The sequence below is a fragment of the Christiangramia fulva genome (assembly GCF_003024155.1).
In the GTDB taxonomy this organism is placed as follows: Bacteria; Bacteroidota; Bacteroidia; order Flavobacteriales; family Flavobacteriaceae; genus Christiangramia; species Christiangramia fulva.
Map to the genome: position 1 here is coordinate 128,193 of NZ_CP028136.1, position 12,237 is coordinate 140,429.

The window sequence follows — 12,237 nt, forward strand, 5'->3', positions numbered from 1 at the left end:
TTGAAAAGCTTAAATGTTTAGAAAAACTTAAAGGTTTTTGAGACCTATCTTTTTATACCCTGACGGTTGATCCAGCGAATGTACTCCTGCTTATTCCTGTTATGCTCAGCAAGAGTTTTGGAGAATTTATGATAGCCAAAATTCTTAACATCGGCTACAAAATAATAATAATTATGATGTTCATAGTTCAGAACGGCATCAATAGAAGAAATATCCGGCATATGGATTGGACCCGGTGGCAGCGAAGCATATTTATAGGTATTATAAGGAGAATCCAGCTCCAGGTCTTTGTATAAAACCCTTTTTATGATGGTATCGAAATTACCAGTTTTCTTTTTTATGGCGTAAATGATCGTGGGGTCGGCATCGAGTTTCCAGCCATTTTTGAACCTGTTCATATAAACACCGGCAACGCGCGGCCGCTCATCTACTTTGGCTGTTTCCTTTTGAACAATAGAGGCTATGGTGATCACTTCAGAAGGTGTTAGGCCGATTTCTTTAGCCTTCTTGAGTCGTTCTTCATTCCAAAAGCGATCATATTCCTTTTTCATGCGCGCACGAAATTCTTCTGCGGAAGTATTCCAGTAAAATTCATATTTATTAGGAATATACATACCCAAAGCAGTTTCATCATCAAGACCTTCCTTTGCCAGAAAGGTGGAATCACGAAAAGCCCTGATCAATTCGGTACTATCGGCTTCGATTTGCTCTGCAATCCTTCCGGCAAGGTCTTCAAGCCGCTCCTGGTTATTAAAAATAACGCTAATGGGTTTATTTCCTATTCTAAGGGTATTGATGATTTCATTGTTATTCATACCCTTTTTCAGAACATATCTTCCAGGCCGGACATTTTGAGTGTAGCCTTTTTTCTGAGCGACAATGCTGAAGGTCTGAAGGTCTTTCAGCAGTGGCCGCAACGAATCGGCCACTGTTTCGAAATCGGCACCGGTTGGAATATAAACTACTTCTGAAGATTCTTTGAAGGCAGTATTCGAAGAAAATATGCTGTTATAGATATAATAACTGAATATTCCCAGGCCAATCGCTCCTAAAATGGCGACGGCCATCGCTATTTTCCTAATGTACATTATTTATAAGTTGGTAAAGGAATTCATCTTTAAACTCCCCATTAAAAAGGGTCCAGTCTTTTTTTAGGCCTACTTTTCGAAAACCATTATTTTCAAAAACCCTTCTGCTATCTCTATTTTCGGCTCCTACATTGGCATAGACCTGGTGAAGTCCCAGATGTTTGAAACAATAGTCGCAAAGCAAGGCCAAACTTTCAGAACCATATCCTTTTTTACGGTCTTTATTATCTGCAATAAGAATACCAATCGCAGCCCTTCGATCTTTGGGTTCGAGGTCATAAACATCAATAAGCCCTACTGAACGGTGCCTTTTTGTAGAAATCACAAGTCTTAATTGCCGAATATCGTAAATATCCCGGTGAGCATTTTCCAGATACTGCCTGATAAGGAATTTTGAATATGGGGTTTGCGTGGAGCTCACTTCCCAAAAAGATTCGGTATTCTCAATTTTATGAACGAAATCAAGATCCTCGGGTTCCAGAGCACGAAGATAAACTTTCTTTCCCGTGAGTGTTAACATACAATTTCACCTTTAAACACGAATTCGGCCGGACCAGAAAGCCAGACCTCTGAATATTTACCATTCTTTTCTTCAAATTTTACATTCAATTTCCCTCCCTGCACCAGGAGATCAACGCTGTTTGAAGAAGTTTTACCTGCATGAAAAGCGGCTATTGCTACGGCAGTAACGCCGGTTCCGCAAGAGAGGGTTTCATCTTCCACTCCACGTTCATAGGTGCGCACAGAAAATTCATTTTCAGTTACCGGCTCTACAAAATTCACGTTGGTACCTTCCGTTTTATAATGATCGGAATAGCGAATATCGGCTCCTTCTTTTTTTACATCCATGGTGGCGATTCCCTCGCGAAAAATAACATGATGTGGCGAGCCCGTATTGAGGTACAAAGCATCTTCAATTTTGGAAACAGCATCGATATTTTGCATTTTTAGACTAATAATTCCGTTTTTAATAAAGGCTTCATGAGGGCCATCAACAGCGATAAATTTGGCAGAATTCTCAATAATTCCAAGGAATTTTGCAAAGGCCACCAGGCAGCGTCCACCATTCCCACACATGCTGCTCTCATTCCCATCAGCATTGAAATAGATCATTTTAAAATCGAACTCTTTTTCTTCGGCGTTTTCAAGACAGATAAGTCCGTCACCGCCTATGCCAAATCTTCGATCACAAAGGTGTCTAATTAGTTTGGTATTGTTTTTGGATATCTTATGGTCGCGGTTATCGATCATCACAAAATCGTTGCCCGTGCCCTGATATTTAAAAAAAGTCAGTTTCATAGCTGAATTTTGAGTGGCACAAATATACAATAATGAATACGAATATCCCGGCTGTTAAAGCTTGGTTAAAGTGCGCATTCATTATAATAAAGAATTACACTAATTGTTTATAAATAAAAATAAATCCGAAATGAAAAAAATAGCAAGTCTATTATTGGTTTCTATCCTGGGTGGAGCTCTCACGCTTAGCAGCTATAAGCTGTTTTTTGATGAGGACGCTGGCAATTTCCTGCCTCAGGATGCACAAACATCAAAATCTTTTATTCCGGTAGCTAACAATTCGAATACCGTTTATGGTACGAATGTCGATTTTACCGAAGCTGCCGAAAAAACCGTTCATGCCGTGGTTCACGTGAAGAACGTGGCCGTATTTAAAAGTCCGCGTAATATCTGGGAATATTACCAGTATGGCAATAATGGCGGCCGGGCCTTACAGGGGGCCGGATCTGGTGTGATTATTACTCCAGACGGCTATATCGTGACCAATAATCACGTTATTGAAGGTGCCAGTGAGCTGGAAGTAACCCTCAACAATAATAAAACCTATAAAGCTGAAGTCATTGGAAGCGACCCGATTACCGATATCGCTCTTATAAAAATCGATGCCGATAACCTTGATTATATACCTTTCGGAAATTCAGATAACGTAAAACTTGGTGAATGGGTTCTTGCCGTGGGGAATCCTTTTAACCTGAAATCTACCGTTACAGCAGGTATTATTAGTGCCAAGGCGCGAGACCTGAACGCGCGTGATAACTCACCACAATCATTCATTCAAACAGACGCCGCGGTGAATCCCGGAAATAGTGGTGGTGCCCTGGTAAACATCAATGGTGAATTAATAGGAATCAATACAGCCATTACTTCCCCGAATGGAAGCTATATCGGGTACTCCTTTGCCGTTCCTTCCAATAATGCCCGCAAAGTAGTAGAAGATATCATGGAATATGGCGATGTTCAACAAGGCATACTAGGTATTCGAGGGGGCAGTATCAATCCCGAGGCTGTGCAGCAATATGACCTGCCTACTTCACAGGGAGTATATGTTGCAGGTATCGCTCCAGGAAGCGGCGCCGAAAAAGCGGGAATTAAAGAAAATGACGTCATTGAAAAAATTGACAATATAGAAATCCATAAATTCTCTGATCTTACCGGATATATCAATTCAAAACGTCCTGGTGATGTGGTTGCGGTAAAAGTAAACCGTGGGGGGAAAGAAAAAGAATTCAATGTTACCCTTACCAAAATTAATACTTTCAGCATTCCTTCCATCGGACTCGAAGTTGCAAATGCTTCAGAAAAGGAATTGAAAAAGTTAGGAGCCGATTATGGGGTAAAAATCAATAAAACCTTATCTCAAAATCTGCCAGCTTCCGAATTAATTGGAACTATCATTACCGAGATCAATAACCAGAGAGTAAATAATGTTCGTCAGGTTGAAGAGGTGCTAACCGAAAGAAACCCTTCCGACCCAATTGTGATCACATACATCGACCTTAATGGCGAGAAACAACGAATGATCTGGAGATAATTTCTAAGAAATTCTTAATAAAAACCCTTCTCGATGGAAGGGTTTTTTTATTTCATTAAAATTTTTACGAAAACGTTTGAAATATATACTTTTGCGCCGAATTTAAAACAACATAACCTAAAATGGACTTTAATAGAGTTTACGAAAGGGAACTTTCTTTTCAGGCCGACAGGCGCAAGGCTTCCGTAGAATTCATCAATATTGTAAGTGACCTCTGGTACGACAAATCAATCGAACTTGTACTTTTCAGAAATCAGCTTATAAACCGAAATGTCAGTGATATTCTTGATCTGCATGAATACGCAGGTGAATTTGTAGGAAAACCCATTTCAATTTTCGATTCCGTAGAGATAGCGAAAGCCATTCAGGACCTAAACCTTCCTCCGGCGAAGCTTGATATAGGCAAACTTACTTATGAATATCATCTGGCTGACCAGGATTACACCAATGCCATGGCTTTTGTTTCTAACAAATTAAAAGATGCCAAAGAAACAGAACCGGTAAAACCCAAAGATGTAGTGCTTTACGGTTTTGGCCGAATTGGACGTTTGGTTGCCAGGGAATTAATGACACGCACGGGCAAAGGAAACCAGTTAAGGCTCAGGGCGATAGTGACCCGGGGGGAAATCAATGCTTCAGTACTTGAAAAAAGGGCTTCTTTGCTAAAAAGCGATTCGGTACACGGAACATTTAGCGCGACGGTAAATATCGATGAGAAAAGATCTGCTCTAATTATCAACGGAACTACGGTTCAAATGATTTCAGCAAATAATCCGGAAGAGATCGATTATACCAAATACGGGATCAATAATGCCCTTATTATTGACAATACCGGGGCTTTTAGGGATAAAGACGCTCTGGCCCGTCATTTAAAGTCAAAAGGAGCTTCCAAAGTGTTGCTCACCGCGCCGGGAAAGGGGATTCCAAATATTGTGCATGGTGTTAATCATAAGAATTATAATATTGATGAAACCGAGATTTTTTCAGCTGCTTCCTGTACCACTAATGCCATTACTCCGGTTCTGAAGGCTATCGAGGACTCCCTGGGAGTGGTCCATGGCCACCTGGAAACCATTCATGCGTATACCAATGACCAGAATCTGGTAGACAATATGCACAAAAAATACCGACGAGGGCGTGCGGCCGGTTTGAATATGGTTATTACCGAAACCGGCGCGGGAAAAGCCGTCGCAAAAGCTTTACCTTCCTTAGAAGGAAAACTTACGTCAAATGCCATTCGCGTTCCGGTGCCGAATGGTAGTTTGGCAATTCTTAATCTTGAAGTAGAAAAAGAAACCACTACGGAAGGTGTAAATCAAATTCTGAAGAAATATGCACTGGAAGGCGATCTTGTGGAGCAAATTCAATATTCGGTAGATAATGAGCTGGTATCGAGCGATATTATTGGTTCTTCGGCACCCGCGATTTATGACAGCAATGCGACAATTGTTTCAGATACCAAAAAGAATATCATTCTTTACATCTGGTATGATAATGAATACGGATACAGCCAACAGGTGATCAGGCTGGCGAAATATATCGCTAAAGTCAGACGCTTTACTTACTATTAGAATTACAATCTTTTTTAAAAAAAGACCCCGGCTTTAGCGGGGTTTTTTTTATTTTAGCGCCACTTTTAATGTTTAAGTTTCTGATTCAAAATAAATTAAAATCATAGACATTAAAAGTAACCTGAAAATCCGGAAATTATACTAAGCCAATGAAAGCCTCGTTGTGTGTATAATATCAAAATTTAAAATTAAAATGACCAAGCAATTTTTCATTATCGCTTTATTTGTCATAACGGTAATGCAAACCAGGGCACAGGACAGCCTTGCCACCTCTACTCCGGTTCAGGATGAATTTACCCAGCTTATCGAAGAATCTAACAGCTACAAAGAATATAAGGTGATAGATTACGATAAACTTATTCAGCTCAGGAATAATACCCGAAACTATATCAGTGATTTAAAGGAAGAGATCATTGTTCAGAAAAATACGGTTGATGAGCAGAATCAGGAAATCGAAGATCTTAAAAATCAGCTGGCCGCCACGCAACAGGATCTTAAAAAGGTAACTGAAGAAAAGGATGCACTGATGTTCCTGGGAATGCCTTTCAGCAAAGGCGGATATAAAGCAATGATGTGGGGAATTGTAGCGGCACTTATCGTAATTGTTCTTATTTTATTCTTTAAGTATAAAAATTCCAATTCGGCTACCCGCGAAGCCAGGCAGAAATTAGATGAAACCGAAAAGGAATTTGATGTTTACCGAACCAAAGCCCTTGAAAAAGAGCAACGCCTGGGTCGACTTCTCCAGGATGAACGAAACAAAACCAGCGGCAATTCCTGATTTCCATTAATCGAATATTTTAAATTTCCCGTAATGCGTATTGACATTATCACGGTTGTCCCCGACCTTTTGAAGAGTCCGTTTGAAGCTTCTATTCTCCAGAGAGCCATTAAAAAAGGACTTGTAGAAGTGCATCTTCATAATCTCAGGGATTATACCGATGATAATTACAAGCAGGTAGACGACTATCAGTTTGGTGGTGGTGCCGGAATGGTGATGATGATCGAACCCATAGATAAATGCATCACGAAATTAAAGTCGGAAAGGAATTACGACGAAGTGATCTATATGACTCCCGATGGCGAAACTCTTAACCAGAAAACTGCCAATAAACTGTCCCTTCTTGAAAATATCATCATTCTCTGCGGACATTATAAAGGTGTGGATCAGAGAGTCAGGGATCATTTTATCACCCGCGAAATTTCCATTGGTGATTACGTACTTTCGGGAGGAGAACTCGGAGCGGCGGTTCTATGTGACGCAGTAATAAGGCTCATCCCCGGTGTGCTGGGAAATGAAACCTCTGCCCTCACAGATTCATTCCAGGATAATTTGCTCGCGCCACCTGTTTATACCCGTCCCGCGGAATATAAAGGCTGGGAAGTTCCTGAAATATTAACTTCCGGTAATTTACCAAAGATAGAAGAATGGCGGGAAGAACAGGCCATGGAACGAACCCGGCGCCTTCGCCCAGATATCTTTGAACAGGAATAAATCTGTGATTCAGACTTGTACAATAAATAAAATTGATTAATTTTGCACGCATTCTAGAATAACCTCTGGCGATCACCGTGAATGTTGTTTTAGATTTTATTTTTAAACTATTAAACCATGGAATCGTTAATAAAATACGTCCAGGACGAATTTATCGACAGAAAGGAATTTCCTGAATTTTCTGCCGGTGACACTATCACCGTTTATTACGAAATTAAAGAGGGCCAGAAAACAAGAACACAGTTCTTCCGCGGTACAGTCATTCAAAAAAGAGGTACAGGTGCTTCTCAAACTTTTACAATACGTAAAATGAGTGGAACCGTAGGTGTGGAAAGAATTTTCCCAGTGAACCTTCCGGCAATTCAGAAGATCGAAGTTAATAAAAGAGGTAAAGTTCGCAGAAAAAGAATTTTCTACTTCAGAGGTCTTACCGGTAAAAAAGCCCGTATACAGGAAGTTAAGAGATAATCTCGACAAAAAATTTATCAAAGCCTCATGTTTCCATGGGGCTTTTTTTATTAACAAAAGTTGATAAGTATAGTTTACAGGAAGTTGATAATTTTTAAGCGCAAAAAATTGCAAAAAAAGAAGGTTTTCCTTACTTTTAATAGTGGAAATTTGAATGAGTTAAATTGACAAAAGGATTTTTAATTTAAACTGATTTCCGGTAAAGCAAGTTCTTTACATATGGTTTTTACCTTCTATATAACATAAATTTTGCATTGACAAGAATAGTTTGAAAGGTAAAAGCCCATTTTGATTCTTTTTTAACCACTTGTTAAAACTGAATCAAAGGAAGCAGTATACACAGGAAAAGCTTAAAATGCTTTTCCAGAAAAGTGGTAACGTGCTGTTTCTTTAGAAGCCATTTCATTTTAGTCAAATAAGATGAAATGGCTTTTTTTATTCCCGCTATTTTATGATTTATTAACAGCCCGGTTCTCCCTTTTTACTTAGGATAAAAGCCCTGAAAAACGTATATTGCGCCTGCCTTGCGCCCTGTTTTTACTGTGAGGGTGCTATTAAAGTTTTATGCAACCAAAAACATCAAAAATGTCTCAAAAAGAAAAAATAATCTATACCAAAACAGATGAGGCTCCCATGCTGGCAACTTATTCTTTTTTGCCAATTATTGACGCCTTTACCAACGCCGCCGGAGTTAGTCTCGAAACCCGCGATATTTCTTTAGCGGGAAGAATCCTGGCGCAATTTCCAGATTATTTAAAAGACAATCAAAAAGTTTCTGATGATCTCGCTGAGCTCGGTGATCTGGCGAAGCGTCCTGAAGCTAATATTATTAAATTACCGAATATAAGTGCATCGGTACCACAATTGAAAAATGCCATTTCTGAACTGCAGTCCAAAGGTTTTGCACTTCCAGATTATCCCGATGAGCCTTCAACTTCTGAAGAAAAACAAATAAAAGCCCGTTACGATAAGATTAAAGGAAGTGCCGTGAATCCTGTGCTTCGGGAAGGAAACTCCGATCGCCGTGCTCCAAAGGCCGTAAAGAATTTTGCGAAAAAGAATCCGCATTCCATGGGAAAATGGAGCTCAGATTCCAAAACCCACGTAGCTACAATGGATCATGGGGATTTTCGTTCTAATGAGAAATCGATCACTCTTGATGAAAGAGATACTCTTAAGATCGAGTTCATTGCGGAAGATGGCAGCAAAAAAACATTGAAAGATGACCTTAAAGTTTTAAAAGGAGAAGTCATCGATGCTACGATAATGAGTAAAAAAGCTCTTCTGGATTTTCTTCGTAAAGAAGTAAAGGATGCCAAAGAAAAAGACGTTTTATTTTCGCTGCATATGAAAGCGACCATGATGAAAGTCTCAGATCCTATCATATTTGGTCATGCAGTAGAAGTTTTCTTTGAAGATGTTTTCGAAAAGTACGGCGAAAAACTGGAAAAAGCCGGAGCCGATCCAAACAGCGGACTCGGTGATGTTCTTAAGGCGCTTGATAATCTTCCAAAAGAAGAACGCGACCAGATAAAACTGGCGATCAATAAAGATCTAAAGGATGGTCCGGACCTGGCTATGGTGAATTCAGATGAGGGTATTACAAACCTGCATGTACCAAGCGACATTATTATAGACGCATCTATGCCCGCAATGATCCGTAATTCAGGAAAAATGTGGAATGCCGAAGGAAAAACCCAGGATACCAAAGCGGTGATCCCTGACAGTAGTTACGCCGGATTATACCAGGCTACCATCGATTTCTGCAAAGAACACGGAGCATTTGATCCTACTACTATGGGAACTGTACCAAATGTAGGCTTAATGGCTCAAAAAGCTGAAGAGTATGGTTCACACGATAAAACTTTTGAAATTTCAGGAAATGGAACGGTAAAAGTGATCAATTCTTCAGGAAAAACGGTTCTTGAACATTCTGTTGAAAAAGGGGATATCTGGAGAATGTGCCAGGTAAAGGATGCTCCTATTCAGGATTGGATCAAATTGGCAGTAGAAAGAGGTCGTGCAACGGGAATGCCTATAGTTTTCTGGTTAGATGAGAATCGCGCCCATGATGCACAGTTGATCAAAAAAGTAAACAAATACCTTCCGAATCATAATACTGAAGGCCTGGAAATTAAAATCCTGGCTCCAACCGAAGCAACAAAATATACACTCCAGAGGGTAAAAGACGGAAAAGATACCATTTCGGTAACCGGAAATGTTTTGAGAGATTATTTAACCGATCTTTTCCCAATTCTTGAATTGGGAACAAGTGCCAAAATGCTTTCCATAGTTCCTTTGATGAATGGCGGTGGACTGTTCGAAACCGGCGCCGGTGGTTCAGCACCAAAACACGTGCAGCAATTCCTTAAAGAGGGCCATCTAAGATGGGATTCTCTTGGTGAATTCCTTGCACTGGCTGTTTCCCTGGAACATCTGGGAAATAAATATGATAACCAGAAAGCTTTAACCCTTTCAGAAACACTTGATGAAGCCACCGAACGTTTCCTGAATGAAGGAAGATCACCTTCCAGAGTGGTAAATGAAATAGATAACCGGGGAAGCCATTTTTATCTTGCACTCTATTGGGCCGAAGCGCTCGCAAAACAAAAGAAAAACACCGATCTTAATATTTATTTTGATAGGGTGGCTAAGAAAATGGAAGAGAATAAAGACAAGATTCTCCAGGATTTACTCGATGCACAGGGAAGTCCGCAGGATATTGGCGGTTATTATTATCCCGATGAAGAATTAACAAAGAAAGCGATGCGTCCAAGTAGTACCTTTAATGAAATTCTTGATGCTCCAGTATAAAAATCATTTAATTATGAAGAAGGCCGGATTGGCAAATCCGGCTTTTTTCATTTAACTGTATTTTTACTATATGAACGATCTGGTCTCTATTATTATACCCACCTTTAACAGGGCGCATTTTCTTCGGCAATCACTTGCAAGCGTTAAAAATCAAACATATCCGAATTGGGAATGTCTTGTGGTTGATGATGGCTCTCAGGATGAAACGGAAGCCATGCTTCGTGAAATTTCTGAAAAAGATTCACGCTTTTGTTACCTAAAGAGACCTTCAGAAAGGAAAAAAGGAGCCGCATGTTGCCGAAATATCGGCCTTGAAAAATCTAAAGGAAATTTTATTCAGTATCTGGATTCTGATGATACTATCGCTCCTGATAAACTTGCCGTTCATGTAGGTTTGTTAAAACAAAAAGATGAATTTTCTATGGCAACCTGTAAATGGGGCAGGTTCTATTCAAAAAGTGACAAAGTTATTGTTCACGAGCAAATGCCAACCTACTTTTCTACAAGACATCCAATAGAGCTGCTTAATATCTTTGGAAATACCCAAAGTTATTTACCGGTACATTCCTACTTTATCACTTCAGCACTTTCAGAAAAAGCCGGAAAATGGAATGAACATCTTTCAAATAATGATGATGGTGAATATTTCACCAGGATCATTCTTAATAGTTCTTCCATTCATTTTACCAATAAAACCAGCGTTTTATATCGCGCAGGTGCCAATGAAAGGTTAAGCAATTTAGAAAAAAGGGACCAGGTAAAAAGCTATATCAGAGGCTGGAAAATAATAGATAAGACTTTATCCAGTTATATAAAGAAAAACAACCATAGCCTGGTAAAATATGCCGCAGGAAATCTGTACGATAAACTTAAAAACAGTTCCAATAAGGATCTTTTAGAAAAGGAAAAAGAATTCTTCAGCAAAAAAAGAAATACAAGCAGCCATTACTTTTTAAAACTTCTTTATAAACTAAAAATCTGGAAACCATTAAGAAAAATATCGCTTTAAGTTTATGAATTCAAAAACTTTACGAATATTCTTCCGCGGAAATTCTGCCCTCTAAGCTGCCTTGAAACGGAAATTTCAATAGAGATCCCCAAAATACACTTTCTCGAAAATTACAAAAATAGAATTTCGGTTTGTATCTTGCAGATAAAATAAAATTTGATGAAGCATACCAATAAAAAAGTGCTTTCCACAGGTTTAAAATACCTTGGAGGTGCCTTGCCGCTGGCTTTTATCGGCCCTACCATCCTTTTTTCAGCTTTTCATAATCAGGAACATCCGCTTTATTATCCTATCCTGATCCTGGGAATTGCCGCAATAATTGGCACATTATTTCTTATGTTCAAAGGTATCCTTACGGTTGTAAAATCACTATTCGATTAAAATTGAGTTTAACGAGCCGAATAAATTCCAAATTTGCCATCTCTTACCTCGATTAAACTCGAATCAGAAGTATTTCTTCCCGAAAATTCAAAACTACCCTCAATAAAACTACCGCCATCCTTCGAAATTTCAATATAATTATCGAAACCATCGGCACCCGGATATTTGCACACCCATTTTCCATGTGAATTCGTTTCCTGAAAAGACATAATACAGGTAGCCATATTTTTATGTTTTATTTCATATCGTCCCGCGCCTTTATAATATGGAATTTGCATAAAGAAGCCGTCTTCTTCAGATGTTGATACCGCTATGGAAAGAAGAATACTTCCATCTGCATTTTGAACACGAGTCACCACGAAATTTCCATTCGCATCGTTTAATTGGAGAGAACTTTCTCCTACGCTAGCCTTCAGGTAATTTTCCTGTAAAACAGCCTGATCATCATCAGAGCTACAGGAATTAGAAAGGAATAGTACAAAGAGGCAACTCAGAAAGAATTTGAATTGTTTCATAACTTAAGTTTTTTGATTGATGAATCCACTAAAGTAAGCAGAAGCAGAATTTTAAAAACTAAGGGG

The 12,237-nt window shown here is 39.2% G+C and carries 12 protein-coding genes; 8 read left to right on the forward strand and 4 right to left on the reverse strand.

Annotation, left to right across the window (positions count from 1 at the left end; translation table 11 throughout):
- Positions 1–44: 44 nt before the first annotated feature.
- Genes mltG through dapF form a run of 3 tightly spaced genes read right to left on the reverse strand, consistent with a single transcriptional unit; the run spans position 45 to position 2,387 of the window.
- On the reverse strand, positions 45–1,088 hold the full coding sequence (gene mltG, locus C7S20_RS00615) for an endolytic transglycosylase MltG (protein WP_107010680.1): 1,044 nt from the start codon (positions 1,086–1,088) through the stop codon (positions 45–47).
- Positions 1,078–1,608, reverse strand: coding sequence for a GNAT family N-acetyltransferase (locus tag C7S20_RS00620; RefSeq protein WP_107010681.1), 531 nt, complete (start codon positions 1,606–1,608; stop codon positions 1,078–1,080). The genes mltG and C7S20_RS00620 overlap by 11 nt, the downstream gene beginning before the upstream one ends.
- A complete protein-coding gene (gene dapF / locus C7S20_RS00625; RefSeq protein WP_107010682.1) occupies positions 1,602–2,387 on the reverse strand; it encodes a diaminopimelate epimerase in 786 nt (261 codons plus the stop codon). The genes C7S20_RS00620 and dapF overlap by 7 nt, the downstream gene beginning before the upstream one ends.
- 130 nt (positions 2,388–2,517) lie before the next feature.
- Between dapF and C7S20_RS00630 the strand changes: the two genes are divergently transcribed.
- The 8 genes from C7S20_RS00630 (at position 2,518) to C7S20_RS00665 (ending at position 11,656) form a co-directional block, all read left to right on the forward strand.
- Positions 2,518–3,918 (forward strand): S1C family serine protease, encoded by a 1,401-nt coding sequence (locus C7S20_RS00630; protein ID WP_107014036.1) that lies wholly within the window; start codon positions 2,518–2,520, stop codon positions 3,916–3,918.
- A gap of 122 nt (positions 3,919–4,040) precedes the next feature.
- Entirely contained in the window at positions 4,041–5,489 is a 1,449-nt protein-coding gene (locus tag C7S20_RS00635; RefSeq protein ID WP_107010683.1) for a glyceraldehyde-3-phosphate dehydrogenase, read from the forward strand.
- A 193-nt stretch (positions 5,490–5,682) separates the two neighbouring features.
- Entirely contained in the window at positions 5,683–6,270 is a 588-nt protein-coding gene (locus tag C7S20_RS00640; protein ID WP_227009071.1) for a hypothetical protein, read from the forward strand.
- 33 nt (positions 6,271–6,303) lie between these two features.
- Complete coding sequence (trmD, locus tag C7S20_RS00645; RefSeq protein WP_107010685.1) at positions 6,304–6,984, forward strand: tRNA (guanosine(37)-N1)-methyltransferase TrmD; 681 nt, start codon at positions 6,304–6,306, stop codon at positions 6,982–6,984.
- 117 nt (positions 6,985–7,101) lie between these two features.
- Positions 7,102–7,452: a 50S ribosomal protein L19 gene (rplS, locus tag C7S20_RS00650; protein ID WP_107010686.1), complete on the forward strand. Its 351-nt coding sequence runs from the start codon at positions 7,102–7,104 to the stop codon at positions 7,450–7,452.
- Between the two features lie 585 nt (positions 7,453–8,037).
- The gene (locus tag C7S20_RS00655; protein ID WP_107010687.1) at positions 8,038–10,266 is read left to right on the forward strand and encodes an NADP-dependent isocitrate dehydrogenase; all 2,229 of its coding nucleotides are present in this window, start codon (positions 8,038–8,040) and stop codon (positions 10,264–10,266) included.
- Between the two features lie 70 nt (positions 10,267–10,336).
- The gene (locus tag C7S20_RS00660; protein ID WP_107010688.1) at positions 10,337–11,275 is read left to right on the forward strand and encodes a glycosyltransferase family 2 protein; all 939 of its coding nucleotides are present in this window, start codon (positions 10,337–10,339) and stop codon (positions 11,273–11,275) included.
- 159 nt (positions 11,276–11,434) lie between these two features.
- Complete coding sequence (locus tag C7S20_RS00665) at positions 11,435–11,656, forward strand: DUF6095 family protein (RefSeq protein WP_107010689.1); 222 nt, start codon at positions 11,435–11,437, stop codon at positions 11,654–11,656.
- Positions 11,657–11,664: 8 nt separating this feature from the next.
- On the opposite strand, the gene C7S20_RS00670 is transcribed toward C7S20_RS00665, so the two are convergent.
- Positions 11,665–12,171, reverse strand: a complete 507-nt coding sequence (locus C7S20_RS00670) for a hypothetical protein (RefSeq protein ID WP_107010690.1) — start codon at positions 12,169–12,171, stop codon at positions 11,665–11,667.
- Between the last annotated feature and the right edge of the window lie 66 nt (positions 12,172–12,237).